Consider the following 18,261-nt stretch of genomic DNA (forward strand, 5'->3'; position numbering starts at 1 on the left):
CCTTGGGGAATTGACCCGTCATCAGCTTTCCATATCCAGCGCCAACGCATAGGCCACGCGTTCTGTTTCGTTCAGTTTCACCTTGAGCGCTTGCTGGTAGAGGTCTTCGAATTCGGGCATGCCGTGCAATTCTTCCGCCTTGGCAAGATGCCATTCTAGACCCGTTTTATGCCATTTTCGCAAGTGCGGATCAGACATCAGACGATCATATTCGGCGCGGGTGCGCGGTACGTTTCGCTTGATCGTAATGTCGCGGAAGTCGGACCAATCCATGCGAATCCAGTAGTTGATGCCAATGGACCGATCGACATGCAACGCCCGTCCGCGCTGACGCTTGATTAGAAAGCTTTCGGCAGAGCGAAGCGCGTAGTGGTTCAGTTGAATCAGGTCGTACCCAATGGATTTCTTGGAATTCCGCCACCCGCTTTCGGCGGCCTCTTTGGTCATGTCTTGACCGGACCCATTCACCCATTTCACTTTATTTTTATAGCTGTCGTCCAGTTTGTTTGGGCGGTGACAGCTGATTTTTTCATAGGCTCCGATGTTTTTGAACATGGTTTTGAAGCCCCAGACCGTGTGTGGTTTTGGACAAAACTTCGGGGCGCATGTGTCGAATTGATCAATCACCAGATCATCGTTCAACCGCGTGACACCGTTGTGCCCGAACAAGCGCCAAGTCATCGCAACATTTGTCGCATCCGGGACGCGTTCAAAGAAATCGGCCAGTGTTCCGTTGCCACAGCGCACGTTCATGAATTCATCCACATCAATGTGAATGATCCATTCCGCATTCTTGATCACAGGTTCTTTCAGGGACTGGTTCAGGGCATATTGCTGGGGCGAATTGCCTTTCCAGTTGTCGTTGTTGCGATGTTGGATCACGCCCATGTCCTGCAAGCGGTCCAGCAATTCAGACGTGCCATCAGAACAGTCATTTGTGTAAATCAGAAAGTTATCGACGCCCATCGCGCGGTGATAGGCGATCCATTCCACGATGTAGGGCGTTTCGTTTTTCATGCAGCCCACAATGACGTTGCCGGAATTGTTTTTGGGCAAATCCCGAGGAGGCACAGGGGTGTAAGCCGCCGCCAACTCTTCTTCGTTTACAGCCCCCATTTTGTTGTGCGGCGCGAAAGACGATGTGCGCAGCTTTTCAAAGTTTTGCACAGCCAGCGGGGGCATCAATTTGCGCGCCGTGGCACTTAAACCGTCTTTGGGGGCTGTATCGTCGGTGACTGGCGCGGGCGCAGAACTGCCATTGATGCGGGCCAAATCTGCGGCTTTGGTTTTGCGTTCTTCTTTGGTGGCTTTGTCGATGCGCCACATAAAGCCCAAAAGATATTGAGAGGCGCGAAACCCGAACATTGGATCGGCTTCGATCCATGTGGTTTTTGCGCGGGGCTTTTTGAAGGTTGCCGTGGTTAACCCTTTGTGTGCTTTGGTTAATTTCGCGTTGTTGGCGGTAAAGGTTTTTGAGATGTCGCCAAGGGACGCCACATCAATTGCATCGCCGTCTACTTTGATTTCGTTGACAAAACCGCGCCATAACTGGCGGGGTAAAATACGCTTTTTGGACGCGAGAACCTTTAAGATCAACGCATTCAATTGCCGTCCACGGGCCAACCATGCCGCTGATGGCAGTGGCGATACATTGCTGGCCGCAGCTTTGCCGATTGCGGCTTTGATCCCGAACATATCGCGCAGCTCGTCCGTGACGGTTTGGGCTGCAAATGCTTCGGCATCAAATCCGCGCAATGCGACAGAACCGGTGCCGAACACTTCTTCCCAGAACGTGACAAGGCGCGCGTAATCCAGCCAAAAGGGGGCCCCTTGATTTTCTTCAAACACACCGGCTTGCGGATCGATTTTAGGATGCGATGCAATGCAGTCATCCCACCACGTTTTTGTGCCTGCCAGATCAAGTTCCTGCGTCAAGGACACGCCACGGCCTTCAAGGATTTGTTCGTGGTAATGGCGCGTCAGCACAGCGGCCTGTTCGTCAACATGGGCAATGATGCGAATGTCATCTGAAAGAGGGGCCAACAGTGCCTTAAGGCGGTGCAATTCAGTTGCCCGCGACAGGCAAGCGCCCAGTTGCGAGGCAGAAAGGATCAGATCAGTCGGCTGATGTTGCGCGACTTCCTTGGCCAAATCACCAGCTAGGGCATCATGCAGCACTTTTTGTTTGTCAGCAGTGATGTAGCCGCGATTGTAGCGTAGCGGATCAACATGATCGGCGTCGGTCACAGCCATAAACAAGCGGGTGTGGTTTTTGTTGCCGGGGCTGCGTGCAAACAGAACGCCTTTGGAAATCAACTGGTCGCGTTTGTCGGCCAGAACGTCTTGCAGCCGGTCTGCGCCGACATGTTCCAAACCGATGTGCAAATGGATGCGCATTACGCTACCTCATTGTTTGTATTTAGGTTTTCCGGATTGGCATTGGCGCGGCCCCACCATGTGATCGGCACGCCAACAAAACCGCTCAAAAGATCGGTCACATTGGGGTCGGTCACTTCGTATTCCAGAAAATCATCATCATCGTTAAAATATGCTCGCAGTGTCGCGTAATGGGCGTCGATCCATTGAACACGCTCTTTCGATGTTTCGCCGTAGCCTTTGGGCAAACCGGGAATGTTGCTTTCCGGCAAGCGCACAGTGCCCAGATTGGACCACGCCAGCATAGATTGCGACACATCCCAGCTGTCGCGATTGGAGGCCACGAACTTGACGCCGGGATTGGTTTCGCGCAGCGCCTCGATCAGCCCGAAATCCATTTGCGGCCAGATTGATTTGCCCTCGGATAGGGTGCTCATTTCTGCAACGGCATCAAAACCATAAAGCAACGCGGCGGGGTTTCCGGATTCGTAGTACCCGCGATACAGCAATTCTGCGACAAACTGGTGGTGTATGGCGCGGTTGTTGGTTTGCTTCGGTTTGATACGGTGATCCGCCACATGCATGCCCGCGCGGCGCAAAGCACGCGCCAAAGTCGTGGTGCCGGTTTTTGGCAAGCCAAGGTTGACCACGCTCAAGCTCATGACGCTATGTCCAGGGGCAGGCCCAACGCGACAAGCATTTCTTCTTCTTGAGGCGGCAATTTCGATGCGCTGCGCAACTGCTTTTGCATATCCTGATAGGCGGGTTGTGCCAAAAGCTCGTCGCGTTTTGCACGGTGCAAAGCCACTGCATCTTCATGCAAACGCTTGATTGTTTCATCTGCCATCAACGCAGCCATTTCTGATGCCAGATCAGGAAGGTAGCGTGAAATTGACGTGTCTTCCCATGCGGGATCATTGCGTTCGCGCCAATAGGTATCGTCAAACGCGCGGTTCTCGCGGTTGACATCGCCACGGTCATTTTTGACCAGATAACTGTCCAAACTGCGCAGGGCGTAATGGTTCAAAGTTGCAAAATTCCGTGCGCCAGCGGCGGGAAATTTGCGAATACGCCGTGGATTGGCCGCAACCAAAAAACGGTGCGGCACAGGTCTGCCCGATCCGTCTGTCCAGCTAGGGCGTTTTTTGGGGGGCAGTTTGCCTTTAAAGAATGGACGGTGTGCACCGTAGTAGTGCAGGGGAAAATCGTGCCGGGTCAACGACTTCACTTCGATCGCGGCTTCTCCGCACCACAGATCAGGATTGTGGCACCGGGTGAATTGTTCAATGACAGGACGGTCTTCGAATGTATCCACATCATCGTTGGCAAAAAACTGGAAGGTCAGGCTGATGGCTTGTGGATCCCCGCAGGCGTCGATCAGCGCGGGAATTGTGTGATCACCCACATGAATGTTTAGAAATTCGTCAACATCTGCGACCCAAACCCAATCCGCATTGATGACGACGTCTTGTTTGCGTGCGTCTTTCAAGGCTTCCATCTGATAATTGCGCCCCTCTGCGGGGTTGGGCAGGTGTTGCACCAAACCCTTGGCCGCAAGCGCATCCAGCAAATGGTCTGTGCCATCTGTGCAATCGTTTGAATAGAAAAGGAAATCGGTTACGCCAAGAACGCGGTGAAACGCGATCCATTCCAGCAAAAACGGGCCTTCGTTTTTAACACAGGTGACTGCGGTTATGCGCATATCTGGCATAGCCCCGCGCATAAAATGTGTGCGTGCATCGTTTCTTCCGCCTCTTGGGTCACAGCCTTATGGCTTACGGACCTCTTTTATTCGCTTAATAGCATGCCAGTTTCTGCGAATCAGGTCAATCTTTCCGAAACCACGACTTTATGCGCCCTTGACCGCGCACCTTTGCAATGCACTTGATACGCGCAAGGGGAGACCACGTATGACCGAAATTTCATCCATCGATGCGGTGCAAAAAATGTTGGCGGATCAAGGCTATGTCTGTAGTCGGGCGTTGGGCACAGTTGTGTTCTTGTCGCTGCGTCTGGGGCGGCCTTTGTTCTTGGAAGGCGAGGCTGGTGTTGGAAAGACCGAAATCGCCAAGGCGCTGGCCGCGTCTTTGGGCCGCAAATTGATCCGCTTGCAATGCTACGAAGGGTTGGACGCATCCAGCGCGGTGTATGAATGGAATTTTCCAGCTCAAATGGTTGCGATACGGGCTGCAGAGGCATCAGGCGGGTCGGACAAAAAGGCGCTGCAAACCGAACTTTTCAGCGACGACTACTTGATCGAACGCCCGTTGCTGGAAGCGATGCGGCCCAATGAAAACGGCCCGCCGGTTTTGCTGATTGACGAACTTGACCGCACCGATGAACCCTTTGAGGCGTTTTTGCTAGAGGCGCTGAGCGATTTTCAGGTGACCATCCCCGAAATGGGCACAATCAAAGCACCGGAACCCCCCATTGTGGTTGTCACGTCCAATCGCACCCGCGAAGTCCATGACGCGTTGAAGCGACGGTGTTTGTATCATTGGGTGGACTACCCGAATTTCGAACGCGAAATGGAAATTTTGACAGCACGTGCACCGGAAGCTGCCGAAAGCCTAAGTCGCGAAGTGGTTGCTTTCGTGCAGAAATTGCGCACAGAGGACTTGTTCAAAAAGCCCGGCGTTGCAGAAACCATCGACTGGGCCAAATGCCTGCTGGCTTTGGATGTCATAACCCTAAGTCCGGAAGTCATCGCCGACACGTTGGGCGCCATCCTGAAGTATCAAGACGACATTGCAAAGCTACACGGATCAGAAGCCAAGCGTATTCTGGATCAGGCCAAAGCGACAATGGAACCTGTCTAGCTGTGGTCGAACACATACCTCTTGAATTGCCGGATGATCCGAAACTGGCCGGCAACATCACCCACTTTGCACGGGCGCTGCGGCGTGGTGGTCTGCCGATTGGACCGGGGCGGGTGATTGATGCTATTCGTGCGGTGGAAGCTGCCGGGTTTACCGAAAAGCAGGATTTTTATTGGACGTTGCACGCGTGTTTTGTCAACAGGCCAGAACATCGTGCCGTCTTTGCCCAGATTTTTCGCCTGTATTGGCGCGACCCGCGGTATCTGGAACATATGATGGCTGCGATGTTGCCTGCCGTGCGTGGTGTGCAAGAAGACCGAAGCGCTCAGGCCGCTGAAAAGCGGGCCGCCGAGGCTTTGCTGGACGGCGCAGAGGCGCCTGTGGATCAGCCTGAACAACCCAAAGGCGAAGACGGATCAGAGCTTGAGATCGACGCCTCCCTCACCATGAGCGCTGAGGAACGTTTGCGCAGTCTTGATTTTGAACAGATGAGCACAGCTGAAATGGCCGCCGCCAAGCGCATGTTGTCGCGCATGAAACTGCCTGTGCAGCCGATCCCTTCGCGCCGCTCAAAGCCCGCGCATCAGGGTCGTGTCGATGCGGCCAAGACCCTGCGCGCCGCGATGCGTCGGGGGGGCGAATTGCACAAGATTGAACGCAAAGCGCCGCGCTTGCGCTGGCCGAATTTGGTTGTTTTGTGCGATATTTCAGGCTCCATGAGCCAATATTCCCGTGTGGTTTTGCATTTTTTGCATGCGGTTTCAAATGCCAAAGGGGCGGGGTGGGCTAAGGTGCATGCGTTCACCTTTGGCACGCAATTGACCAATATCACCCGCCACTTGGGGCAACGCGATGTGGATGCGGCCCTTGCGGCTGCAGGGGCGGAAGCGCAAGATTGGGAAGGCGGGACGCGCATCGGGCAATGTCTTGAGACGTTCAACCGCGATTGGTCGCGGCGTGTGATGGGGCAGGGCGCGGTTGTGTTGGTCATCACCGACGGGTTGGATCGCGACGATCCCGATGCATTGGCCAAGCAGATGCAACGCCTTCAGCTGTCGTCCAAGCGCTTGATATGGTTGAACCCTTTGTTGCGTTGGGACGGGTTTGCGCCCAAGGCCCGCGGGATTGCCGCGATGCTGCCCCATGTGGACAGCTTTCGCGCAGGCCATTCGATTGCATCGCTGGAGGAACTCGCAGAGGTGATTTCCCGCCCGGATGATGTGGGCGAGAAAGCGCGTCTTATGGCCGGGCTTTAGGCGACTGCAGCCGCAAAGCTGCTGCGGTAGATGTCAGACAATTCTGCCAAAGTAGCGCTGCTTGTGTTGCTGAACCAGACGTCTTCTGATGTGAATTTGCCAACGGACTGGATCGCAATGCCGGCCTGTCCAGCCGCCAACATCAGCCCCTCTGCCTGATCAAAGTTACAGGCAATCAGGTAACGTCCTTGGTCCTCACCAAACAATGTGGGCGTGTCGTCGCTGTCCAGCCAAACACCGACGCCTGCCGCTTCAGCCAGTTCAAACGCAGCCAGAGCAAGGCCGCCATCTGACAAGTCCGTGCAGGCCGTAATCAACGCACGGTTGTCGCGGATAAAGTCGCCGTGTTTCTTCTCGGCTGCCAAATCAACCGCCGGGGCGTCGCCTTCAACGCGGTTGAAGACCTCGGCCAACAAAGCTGATTGTCCCAGATGACCTGTGGTTTCGCCGACCACCAATGCCACATGACCATCGCGCACGTCGCAGCCGATAATTTCGTCAGTGTGTTTCAACAAACCAACCGCGCCGATGGTAGGTGTTGGCAGGATCGCGGTGCCGTCTGTCTCGTTGTAAAGGGACACATTGCCCGACACGATCGGCATATCCAGCGCTTTAACCGCTTCGCCTATGCCTTTGATAGCACCCACAAATTGGCCCATGATTTCCGGCTTTTCAGGATTGCCAAAGTTCATGTTGTCGGTGGTCGCCAGCGGCACAGCACCCACGGCTGTCAAATTGCGATAGGCTTCGGCCACGGCTTGTTTGCCGCCCTCAACGGGGTTTGCCTTCACGTAGCGCGGTGTCACGTCTGACGTGAAAGCCAGCGCCTTGTCGGTGCCGTGAATGCGAATAATGCCCGACCCGATGTTCGGGGTGCGGGCGCTGTCTGCCATCACCATCGTGTCGTATTGTTCATACACCCACTGTTTTGCCGCGTAGTTTGGCGACGAAATCAACGCTTTCAACCCGTCGATGGGGTCGATGCTGGGCACGTCTGCCAATTCTTCCGCCGCAGGTGTTTCAACCCATGGGCGATCATATTCGGGGGCAGTGCCCGCCAGCGTCTTCAGCGGCAGGTCGGCTTTGGTTTCGCCATTGTGCACGATATGGAAACGATCTTCGGCGATTGTTTCACCAACGATGGCAAAATCGAGGTCCCATTTGTCGAAAACGGCTTTCGCTTCGGCCTCCAGTTCCGGTTTCAGAACCATCAACATACGTTCTTGGCTTTCCGACAGCATCATTTCGTACGCTGTCATCGCCTCTTCGCGCACAGGCACGTTTTCAAGATGCAAACGGACGCCAAGATTGCCTTTGTCGCCCATTTCAACTGCGGAACAGGTCAGGCCAGCGGCGCCCATATCCTGGATCGAGATCACGGCGCCAGTTTGCATCAACTCAAGCGTCGCTTCCATCAGGCGTTTTTCGGTGAAGGGATCGCCGACCTGAACGGTGGGGCGTTTTTCTTCAATCGTGTCGTCAAATTCGGCGGAGGCCATCGTGGCACCACCGACACCGTCGCGGCCCGTTTTTGCGCCAAGATAAACAACGGGCATGCCAATGCCAGAGGCGGCCGAATAGAAAATCTTGTCGGCGTCCGCCAAACCTGCGGCAAAAGCGTTCACAAGGCAGTTGCCGTTGTAGGCCGGGTCAAAGCGCACTTCGCCGCCCGCGCATGGCACGCCGAAACAGTTGCCGTAACCACCAACGCCCGCAACAACGCCGTTCACAAGCTGTTTGGTTTTGTGGTGGCCGGGTTCGCCAAAGCTTAACGAGTTCATCGATGCAATAGGACGTGCGCCCATGGTGAACACATCGCGCAGGATGCCGCCGACGCCTGTGGCCGCCCCTTGGTAGGGTTCGATATAGGAGGGGTGGTTGTGGCTTTCCATTTTGAAAACAACGGCTTGCCCGTCACCAATATCAACCACGCCGGCGTTTTCACCAGGGCCGCAGATCACCTGAGGGCCTTCGGTGGGCAGGGTGCGCAGCCACTTCTTGGAGGATTTGTAGGAACAGTGTTCGTTCCACATCGCGGAAAAAATGCCAAGTTCGGTGAACGTCGGCTCGCGTCCCACGATCTCGAGGATGCGGTCGTATTCATCAGGGCTAAGCCCGTGGCTGGCAATGAGATCTGGTGTGATTGCTGGCTCTGTCATGTGCCTGATGTCCCCCGAATGGCAATGCGTTGCTGTCTCTTACATGCACCTGCGCGTGGGGGGAAGGGGCTGCGGGTGGACAAGGGCGAACCTGCGAAAAACCGGGCCATGCAACGATGCGCACGACCCGGTGTGATGGCCGATGGTTTGCGGGGTCTTAGAAGATTGTGACGTCCACGCGGTCCGCGCTGCCTTGCACGCCCGACGCTTTCACTTTTGCCAACAGCTCGTTGTATGCGGTGTTCAGCACAATGGCGTTGCCTGCCAATACGATGTTGTCGGGCTGGATCGCCATGACCATGCGGTCGGCGCCAACGACGGACTTGTCGAACACGTCAATCACCAGTTCTGGATTGCCTTGGGCGTTGTAATCAATTTCCTCGATCACACCGATCTGTTCGCCTTCATTGGTTTTCAGCATCTCGCCCTTTGCGTTTTCCAGCGCGATGATGTTCTTCGTCTCCAGACCACTGGATTGCACGTCGGAAGCGGCGTCTCCGGTAGAGATTGCAGGCGAATTGGTGTCGTATTCTTTCTGCGTCGACGCCACAGTGGTCGCATTGTCTGTTTCAGCTTCGTTGTATCCGGCCAATGCGCCTGTGTCGGAAGCTGTGGTCAGGGTCAGAAATACATTGCGTTTCACGGTTGTCTCCTTTTGCTCTGCGGCGTGTGTGCCGCTGTCTGGGGAAACAACGTGAAGATCATAGGAATCGTTCCAAAAACTTTCTAATTGGATTCGGTGTGCAAGTTAAGTAATTGACTTTAATTTAAAAATTAACGTTGATCACCTGCACCGCCGGGTGTGGTGTCTTGGGCCGCTTGTGTGGCGGCCGCGGAAATTGCAGCTTTGTCTTCCTCTGTCAGATCGCCATTGTCCATGGATGGCAGTGCAACGCGTACTTCGCGGCGTGCAAATTCGATCCCGTTGGACGCGAACGCCGCGTTCACACGGTTGAAGATCTCTTTTCGGATCATGAATTGTGTGCCGGGTTTGCACATGAATTTGCCCCGGATCACCATACCGACATCATCAATTTCCAAGACGCCTTGGGATTTGAAGGGGGCAAGGAAATCATCTTTGAATTCTTCCACGGCAAGCAGATCCTGACCGATTTTCTTGAAGATTTTTTTCACTTTGTTGGGATCGCTGTCGAAGGGCACAGTGAAGCGTAGTTTCATGATCACCCAATCGCGGCTGAAATTGGTGATCTTGGGGATTTCACCGTAGGGGATCGTGTGCACGGGTCCCTTGTGGTGGCGCAGTTGCATGGACCGGATCGAGATTTTCTCGACCGTGCCCATGGTGCCCTCGACCTCGACATACTCTCCGGTTCGAAACGCATCGTCGACCAGAAAGAAAATACCGGATACGACGTCTGTCACCAGCTTTTGTGCCCCAAACCCGATCGCCAAGCCCACAATCCCGGCCCCTGCCAGCAAGGGTGTTGTGTCAACGCCGACGTTGGATAGGCCAAGTAGCAAAAACACCACCACGATTGTGGCCTGACATACCGCCAAAATCAGTGGAAGCACTGTGGACAACCTTGATCCACCCGCACCGCCACCATCTCCGCCGATCTCTTGGCTTTCAGGGTCGAAGCCCGATGCAGTCTGTTCCGCGGCCAGTTTGCGGTTGATGTAAAGTGAGACAACCTCGTAGATCAGATATCCGATCGACATGATGATCAGGAATTCCATCAGTTTGGCGGCCAGTTGTGGCCCAACGCCTGCTGAGGCCACGTTTTCCGGGCTCATGCCCCAGAAACCAGCAATAGAGATGATCACCAATCCAAAAACGACAACACGTCCGATGCGCACATAAGACCTTTTGGCCGAGGCATGGGCGCGTTCTGCCACAGCCCCTTCGCCAGTCATGGGGGGCGCGAAATGGCGGACAAGTCCACGGATCATCGTATCCATAGCAGGTGCAAACATCAGCAACATCATCGTTTTGTAGTGGGGTTGCGACCGCAGCAATTCGAAATTTTCGTAGCTGACAACGATGTTGATAACCCACCATACAGCAAACACCACAAAGATAGCGAAATAGGGATAGGCCCGTGCGATCCTGTTTTCCATGACACTGACGTCGGGATCAAATCCGCGCATCATGGATTGCATGCTGCTACGGTAGCGCCAAAGGACAACAATCAGATAAATATGAAGCGACAGGTTCAACCAGAACCCAAGCCGTGTTTCCCCCATGGGCACGCCGTGCAATTCGTTAAACGCGATAATTGCACCAGAGAACCCAAGCATGAACGCGATCCAAAACTGGTGAAAACACGCAGAGCGCGCCGATTTTGTATCGACATTCAGCAGTCTGTATTCTGGGTTCATGGGGGCAAACAAGAAAAAGCCAATGGCAAGCATAAAGCGGGGGAACCCGATCAGATAGAGCCCGACAATGGCCACGATCGGCATAATGTCTTCGGGCAAAATCGTCAGGCCAACGGCACGTGACACGCCCACAAAGATCAGGACTGCCACGACCTGTGTTGTCAGCCGCTGCACCAGCAACTGAATTGTCTCGCGCAGTTGCATGTTGTCGGGGTCTGCTGGGGGTAAAATGCGCCAGTTCTGCGTCAACCTGCGAAAAAACAATTCAGCAATGATACCGGACCCGTACACCAACGCCATGTACCCCAACAGTTTCAGCAATCCGCCAAAGCCGCCTAGACGGTCATTGTAAAACGTCGAAAATGCCTTTGCTTGCTGGGTGAAAAGAAGCGGCAGGCGTTCGATTGCCACTGTGATCGAACTAAAAGCACCGGCTGTGGCGTGGTAGAAAAAGTCCGAGACGTTGCTGTCTCCGTCAGGCTTCTGGACAGCTTTCGCTTCGAGCTGATCCAGCAAAATGGCGCGCACTTCGGCATCCGATAGCCTGGAAATCAACGCGTTGGCTGTTTCAACAGTAAGGTTGTCGGGTAATGTTACTTGCGTGTCCGGGACAGAGGACGTGCCGCTTGGTAAGCCCATTTGTGCCTGCGCAAACGTCGGCGCGATGCACACACACAGCAAAAGCGCAGCAATCTGGATTAATCTTAACATTAAGTGTCCCCCTAGGCCTTAAACGAAGGGTGACTTCAAATCCGTCGTTGAAACAAGAGGATTTATCGTTCTAGCGTTCGCATTAAGCGAAAAAAAAGGGCCGAGACAAGCTCGGCCCAGTCCAACAGGGAGGTTGAAGATGCGGCGCTGGGAAGCGCTCAGTATCTTCATGAGTTGAATTAGTAATCACAGTGCCTACGATCAAGGCGCATTGTGCCGCAGGGTGATCAAACCCGCTATGCATTTTTTGCATATCTCAGGTTTTTTGCTGAGCTCTCAATTGCTTACGATACGAAATGATCTCTTCCTGCACAAAGTCACGGAAGGCAGAAATTCGCTTGGACTGACGTAATTCTTCTGGGTACGCTAAAAATACAGGCACTTCGGCCGACTCGACTTCGGGTAAAACCCGCACAAGGTCAGGAAAATCCTGTGTTACATAGTCCGGCAAAATGCCGACCCCCAGATCATGTAAAACGCCTTGCAAAACTCCGAAGTAGTTGTTCACGGTTAACAGCGATTTCACGTCATGGGTCATCAAGCTTTGCACAAGCGTCGCACTTGCGCCAACCTGCGTGGCGTTTACGTTTTGGCAGATCAGCCGGTGATTTTGCAAATCCTCAGGTGTGTTCAGTGCCGCATTTGCATCAAGATACCCAGGCGAGGCGAAGGCCTGCATGCGCACACTCATCAACCGCTTCCGGATCAAATCGGCCTGACTGGGTTCTTTCATGCGAATGGCCACGTCAGCTTCGCGCATGGGCAAGTCCAAGACACGTTCTTCCAGCATCAGGTCAACGCTAAGGTCTGGGTACTGTTCGTAAAGCTTCGGCAGGCGCGGGGCCAACCACAGCGTGCCAAAACCGATGGTTGTCGTGACGCGCAGGTCTCCGAACACCTCTTCTTCACTGTCGCGAATGCGCGCACTGGCGGCATCAAGCCGTTTGGTCATGGCGTTGGTAGCGTCAAACAACAGCTCACCTTGTTCGGTCAGAATCAAGCCGCGTGCATGACGATGGAACAATGTTGCGTTCAGTGATTCTTCGAGGGCGCGGACCTGACGGCTGACCGCCGATTGCGAAAGGTGCAGTTTGTCACCTGCATGTGTCAAACTGCCAGCGTCAGCCACCGCATGAAAAACTCTTAACTTGTCCCAGTCCATCTTACACTCTTTCCAGTTTGGCTATGTCATACCGTGAAATGACGCAAATGACACATAGGGTTGGTCAGCTTTTGTCCCAATGGGCAAAAAAAATACTATACAGGTCAGCAATTGTGACCTAATATGATGTCAAATTACGTTAGACTGATCCAAGCTGGGAGGCACGGGGATGACCACGCAAAAGATTTCGCTTCATGATCGCTATGATTTGGAAAAAAGCCCGGTTTTGTTGAACGGGACCCAAGCGCTTGTGCGTTTGATGTTGATGCAAAAGGCACGTGATGAGGCGGCTGGGTTAAACACGGCTGGGCTTGTGACAGGCTATCGTGGATCTCCGCTGGGGGCGGTCGACATGCAGATGGAGCGCGCCCTAAAGCCGTTGTCAGCAGCAGATATTACCTTTCAGTCCGGTTTGAACGAAGACCTCGCAGCCACAGCCCACTGGGGGGCACAGCAGGCAGAATTGCGCGGCGAAGGCAAATACGACGGTGTGTTTGGCCTGTGGTACGGAAAAGGCCCCGGCGTGGACCGGTCCGGCGACGTGATGCGCCACGCCAATATGGCGGGGTCGTCCGCACAGGGCGGTGTGTTGATGGCAATGGGGGACGACCACACCGGTGAATCGTCGACCGTGTTGCACCAATCCGAATTTGCGATGGTCGACGCCTATATGCCCGTGGTGTCGCCCGCGGGTGTGCAGGAAATTCTCGATTATGGTTTGTATGGCTATGCCTTGTCTCGGTTTGCCGGTGTTTGGGTTGGGCTAAAGACCATGAAGGACACAGTCGAAGTGACGTCTGTGGTGGATGGCGATCCACACAGGTTGTCTTTTGTGACGCCGGGCTTTGAATTGCCAGATGGTGGGTTGAATATACGCCTTGTCGATGACCGTATCGAACAAGAAGCGCGATTGATCGACTACAAGCGCCACGCCGCCGAAGCCTTTGCTGCTGCCAACAAAATGGACAAACGCGTTTGGGGCAAGCCCGGCGCCAAAATAGGTTTGGTGGCGGCGGGTAAAAACTGGCTTGATCTTGTTCATGCGTTGTCCTTGCTGAACATCGACGCCGCAGAGGCAGAGCGTTTGGGCATAACCACCTACAAAGTGGGGCAAACGTGGCCTTTGGATATGAAGACCTTCAACGATTGGGCTGACGGTCTGGATCTGATTATCGTCGTTGAAGAAAAGCGCAAATTGATCGAGGTGCAAATCAAAGAGGCATTGTTCGACAATCGACAGGGCCGCCGTGTGTATGGCGGAAGCCGCGAAGGCGAGATATTTTTTAGCGCCAAATGGGCGCTGGACCCGATCGAGATTGCAGAAAAACTCGGGCAAGTTCTGGTTGATGAAGGTCGCAACACTGACGGCATCACTGGTGGATTGGCCATGTTGGACGAGGCCCGCAGGTCGGACAACGCAGAGGAAATCGCAGCGCGCCTGCCGTACTTCTGTTCAGGATGTCCGCACAACTCTTCGACGAAAGTGCCGGAGGGCAGTCGGGCCTACGCAGGCATCGGGTGCCATTTCATGGCACAGTGGATGGACCGCGAAACGCTTGGATTTACCCACATGGGGGCAGAAGGCGCGAACTGGATCGGTGAAGCGCCATTTTCCAAAACGCCACACGTGTTTCAGAACCTTGGCGACGGAACCTACAATCACTCGGGCGTGCAAGCGATCCGTGCAGCTTTGGCAGCTGGCACCAACATCACGTATAAGATTTTGTTCAATGATGCGGTCGCCATGACAGGGGGCCAAGACAACGACGGCGATTTAAGTCCTGAGCGCATCGCATCTGAATTGCGGGCGATGGGTGTGCAAAACCTTGCCGTGGTGTACGATGATAAAGAAGACGTGAACTTTGCAAATTTCCCGCAAGGTATTGAAATTAAAGAACGCGCGTATTTGCAAACTGTGCAAGAGCAGTTTGCAAAGTTAACGGGCGTATCGGTGATCGTCTACATTCAGACCTGTGCTGCCGAAAAACGTCGCCGTCGCAAACGGGGCACCTTTCCCGATCCCGACAAGCGCATGTTCATCAACTCTGATGTGTGTGAAGGCTGTGGCGATTGTGGCGTGCAGTCCAACTGCGTGTCTATCGTGCCAAAGGAAACCGAACTGGGCCGCAAACGCGCGATTGATCAATCATCGTGCAACAAGGACTTTTCTTGCGTTAAAGGGTTTTGCCCGTCGTTTATCAGCTTGGAAGGCGCAGTTGTGCGCAAAGAAGCCACAACAGATCTGGAATTGCCCGACCTGCCAGCACCCACGATTCCCGAAATTGACGGCACGTGGAATGTGGTGATCACAGGGGTTGGCGGTACAGGTGTCGTGACCATCGGTGCCGTGATGGCGCAAGCCGCGCATATCGATGGCAAAGGCGCCGGCATGATGGAAATGGCAGGATTGGCGCAAAAAGGCGGTGCGGTGCATATCCATTGTCGCCTTGCGAATGATCCGCATGATATTTCGGCCATCCGTGTCGCCACCGGCGAAGCCGACGCGTTGATAGGTGGGGACTTGGTTGTGTCGGCCGGGGCTAAAACGCTTGGTCTTACCAAGTCCGGTCGCACAGGCGCTGTGGTGAACAGCCACGAAATTATCACCGGTGATTTCACGCGAGACACCGAGTTTTCGCTGCCATCGGACCGCCTAAGCCTTGCCCTTGAGGCACGCATGCAGAACCGTGTGGACCTGTTTGATGCCTCTGATCTGGCAAAGGCCGTTCTGGGTGATAGCATTTTTTCCAATATGATGATTTTCGGGGCCGCATGGCAGCGTGGATTGTTGCCTCTGACCCATGCCGCAATCGTGCAAGCTGTCACGTTGAACGGTGCTGCGGTTGACCGCAATCTGCGTGCTTTCGAGATCGGGCGCTGGGCCGTTTTGCACCCGCAAGATGCGCAGGCGATCTTAACGCCCAATGTGGTTGCGTTGCCGAAATCAACAGAGGAAGAACTGCAGGTTCGTGCTGCTCAATTGGTGGCTTATCAAGGCCGCGGATTGGCGAAGAGGTACCGTAAGCTGGTCGATGCTATTGCAGACAACGACGTTAAAAAAGCTGCATTAAAAGGCTATCATAAGCTTCTGTCTTATAAAGATGAATACGAAGTAGCCCGCCTGCTTTTGACCTCTCGTGAAAAGGCGCGTGCAGAGTTTGATGGCGACTTCAAAATGACCTTCAATCTGGCCCCGCCCATGGTGTCGAAGATGGGACCCGAAGGGCGTCCGATGAAGCGTGAATTTGGACAATGGCTGGAAACGCCACTGCGCATGTTGACCAAGTTCAAACGCTTGCGCGGCACGCCTTTGGATGTGTTTGGCTACACAGCAGAACGAAAAATGGAACGTGCCCTGATCAAGCAATACGAGGCCGACATGAAAGCTGTTCTGCCGCTGCTGACTGCGGACACCAAAGACGCGGTTGTGGCGTTGGCAGAGCTGCCGTTGCAGATAAGGGGCTTTGGTCCTGTGAAGGCCCAAAATGAGGCCAAGGCAGCAAAGCGGCGTGAAGAATTGCTAAGTGCAATCAAATCAGGTGGGGCACCCATGGCGCACGCGGCGGAATAGCGATGTCACATCTGTGTCATAAGGCCTGTGCACAGTGAAGCGCAGCGCCTAGAACACCGACAGATCAAACATGCCGCTGGGAACCAAAGCCATGGCCCCGTCACAAATGCCGTCACAAATGCCGTCACATATGCCGTCACATATGCCTTCGCAAAAGCCTTCACGCCGTGATGTCACACGCGATATCACCTACGCCCATTCCGCATCCTCCAAAGCAGGACGTGCAGTGATACGTGTGATTGAGAATTCCACTGGGCGCTTGGGTCTCATCAAACGTGCGCAAGGCTATGAGGCAGAAGTGGCTGCGGGCCGCGACTTTTGGTCCGTTATGGTGGATCGATATGGCCTTGGACTGGAAATCTTCGACGGGGCATTGTCCAATATTCCGCGCAACGGTCCAGTTTTTTTGATTGCCAATCACCCGTATGGTATTCTGGACGGGTTGATGATGGGACATATCCTGTCCCAAGCACGTGGGGATTTTCGAATACTGGCCAATTCGGTGTTTTGCAAAGCGGAGGCGTTGAACAGGATTGTTTTGCCAATCTCTTTTGACGCATCCAAAGAAGCGGCGTTGGTTAATCTTCAAACCCGTAAAGATGCCCTGTCTTATTTGCGCAACGGCGGTGCAATGGGTGTGTTTCCTGGTGGCACGGTAAGCACGGCAGAGCGGCCTTTTGGCCAGCCTTTGGATCCCGGTTGGCGTCATTTTACGGCGCGGCTGATCGCACAGTCTGATGCCACAGTGGTGCCCGTATATTTTGACGGGCACACCAGCCGGATGTTTCAGATCGCCAGCCATTTGCACAGCACCCTGCGCCTTGGATTGCTTATTAAAGAATTCAAAACACGCGTCGATACACCTGTGCGTTTGGCCATCGGCAATCCGATTGGCCGCGACGTCTTGAACAGCTTTCATGGCGACAGCAAACAGATGATGGATTTCCTGCGCAAAGCCACGTATGAGCTGTCACCAAGCCCAAATCAAAGCTTTGATCTTGGGTACGAGTTTGAAACCAAACTTCGATAGCAAAGTTGGGTGACCTTATGGCGGTTGGTATTTTTGACAGTGGATTGGGCGGCTTGACCGTTCTAGAGGCCGTGCAAAAGCGTTTGCCGGATGTCGAATTCGTGTATCTTGCTGACAGCGCCAATGCGCCTTACGGCGTGCGCACAGCCGATGACATCTACGACTTGACCTGTAAAGCCGTTCAACGCCTGTTCGATGCCGGTTGCGATTTGGTGATTTTGGCCTGCAATACAGCCTCTGCTGCCGCTTTGCGTCGGATGCAAGAAGGCTGGATACCGGAAGGCAAGCGTGTCTTGGGTGTGTTTGTCCCCTTGATAGAGGCGCTGACAGAACGGCAGTGGGGTGACAATTCTCCTCCCCGTGAGGTCGAGGTAAAACACGTGGCATTGTTTGCGACCCCTGCGACAGTGGCCAGCCGCGCGTTCCAGCGTGAACTGGCGTTCCGCGCTATTGGCGTCGACGTCGAAGCACAGGCCTGTGGCGGTGTGGTAGATGCCATCGAAGACGGTGACATGATCCTTGCCGAAGCGCTTGTGCGCAGCCATGTGGATGCGTTGATGCGTAAGATGCCGCAACCGCAAGCGGGCATTTTAGGGTGTACGCATTATCCTTTGATGAAAGATGCGTTTCAAGCGGCTTTGGGCGCTGATGTGAAGCTGTTTTCGCAAGCCGATCTGGTGGGCGAAAGCCTTGCTGACTATCTGGGCCGCCATCCTGACAAAATCGGAGCAGGTGAAAGCGCCAATTTAACCACAGGCGATCCCAAGCGCGTCAGTGACCGCGCGACGCAATTTTTGCGACGACAGATCAGCTTTGACGCCGCTTGATCCTGATCTA

At 54.3% G+C, this 18,261-nt stretch carries 12 protein-coding genes; 5 read left to right on the top strand and 7 right to left on the bottom strand.

Annotation, left to right across the window (positions count from 1 at the left end; translation table 11 throughout):
- Positions 1 to 21: 21 nt before the first annotated feature.
- Genes ABJL60_RS04040 through ABJL60_RS04050 form a run of 3 tightly spaced genes read right to left on the bottom strand, consistent with a single transcriptional unit; the run spans position 22 to position 4,078 of the window.
- Complete coding sequence (locus ABJL60_RS04040) at positions 22 to 2,397, bottom strand: glycosyltransferase family 2 protein (protein ID WP_348374923.1); 2,376 nt, start codon at positions 2,395 to 2,397, stop codon at positions 22 to 24.
- The gene (locus ABJL60_RS04045) at positions 2,397 to 3,038 is read right to left on the bottom strand and encodes a sulfotransferase (RefSeq protein ID WP_348374925.1); all 642 of its coding nucleotides are present in this window, start codon (positions 3,036 to 3,038) and stop codon (positions 2,397 to 2,399) included. The genes ABJL60_RS04040 and ABJL60_RS04045 overlap by 1 nt, the downstream gene beginning before the upstream one ends.
- On the bottom strand, positions 3,035 to 4,078 hold the full coding sequence (locus ABJL60_RS04050) for a glycosyltransferase family 2 protein (RefSeq protein ID WP_348375360.1): 1,044 nt from the start codon (positions 4,076 to 4,078) through the stop codon (positions 3,035 to 3,037). Before ABJL60_RS04050 ends, ABJL60_RS04045 begins: the two co-directional genes overlap by 4 nt.
- Positions 4,079 to 4,286: 208 nt before the next feature.
- On the opposite strand from ABJL60_RS04050, the gene ABJL60_RS04055 reads away from it, so the two are divergent.
- Both ABJL60_RS04055 and ABJL60_RS04060 read left to right on the top strand, forming a co-directional pair.
- Entirely contained in the window at positions 4,287 to 5,195 is a 909-nt protein-coding gene (locus ABJL60_RS04055) for a MoxR family ATPase (RefSeq protein WP_348286973.1), read from the top strand.
- Between the two features lie 2 nt (positions 5,196 to 5,197).
- Entirely contained in the window at positions 5,198 to 6,451 is a 1,254-nt protein-coding gene (locus ABJL60_RS04060; RefSeq protein WP_348374927.1) for a VWA domain-containing protein, read from the top strand.
- Here ABJL60_RS04060 and purL read toward each other — a convergent pair.
- From purL to ABJL60_RS04080, 4 genes are all read right to left on the bottom strand, one after another.
- Complete coding sequence (purL, locus tag ABJL60_RS04065; protein ID WP_348374929.1) at positions 6,448 to 8,610, bottom strand: phosphoribosylformylglycinamidine synthase subunit PurL; 2,163 nt, start codon at positions 8,608 to 8,610, stop codon at positions 6,448 to 6,450. The two genes, ABJL60_RS04060 and purL, sit on opposite strands and share 4 nt — an antisense overlap.
- Positions 8,611 to 8,767: 157 nt before the next feature.
- Positions 8,768 to 9,253, bottom strand: a complete 486-nt coding sequence (locus ABJL60_RS04070) for a hypothetical protein (RefSeq protein WP_348374931.1) — start codon at positions 9,251 to 9,253, stop codon at positions 8,768 to 8,770.
- Between the two features lie 131 nt (positions 9,254 to 9,384).
- Complete coding sequence (locus ABJL60_RS04075; RefSeq protein WP_348374933.1) at positions 9,385 to 11,661, bottom strand: mechanosensitive ion channel family protein; 2,277 nt, start codon at positions 11,659 to 11,661, stop codon at positions 9,385 to 9,387.
- Between the two features lie 256 nt (positions 11,662 to 11,917).
- On the bottom strand, positions 11,918 to 12,823 hold the full coding sequence (locus ABJL60_RS04080; RefSeq protein ID WP_348374936.1) for a LysR family transcriptional regulator: 906 nt from the start codon (positions 12,821 to 12,823) through the stop codon (positions 11,918 to 11,920).
- A 169-nt stretch (positions 12,824 to 12,992) separates the two neighbouring features.
- On the opposite strand from ABJL60_RS04080, the gene ABJL60_RS04085 reads away from it, so the two are divergent.
- From ABJL60_RS04085 to ABJL60_RS04095, 3 genes are all read left to right on the top strand, one after another.
- Positions 12,993 to 16,394, top strand: coding sequence for an indolepyruvate ferredoxin oxidoreductase family protein (locus ABJL60_RS04085; protein WP_348374937.1), 3,402 nt, complete (start codon positions 12,993 to 12,995; stop codon positions 16,392 to 16,394).
- A gap of 142 nt (positions 16,395 to 16,536) precedes the next feature.
- Entirely contained in the window at positions 16,537 to 17,424 is an 888-nt protein-coding gene (locus ABJL60_RS04090; RefSeq protein ID WP_348375362.1) for a lysophospholipid acyltransferase family protein, read from the top strand.
- A gap of 17 nt (positions 17,425 to 17,441) precedes the next feature.
- Entirely contained in the window at positions 17,442 to 18,251 is an 810-nt protein-coding gene (locus ABJL60_RS04095; protein ID WP_108828717.1) for an aspartate/glutamate racemase family protein, read from the top strand.
- Positions 18,252 to 18,261: the final 10 nt, after the last annotated feature.

This window comes from Ascidiaceihabitans sp. (genome assembly GCF_039986515.1).
Lineage (GTDB): Bacteria > Pseudomonadota > Alphaproteobacteria > Rhodobacterales > Rhodobacteraceae > Ascidiaceihabitans.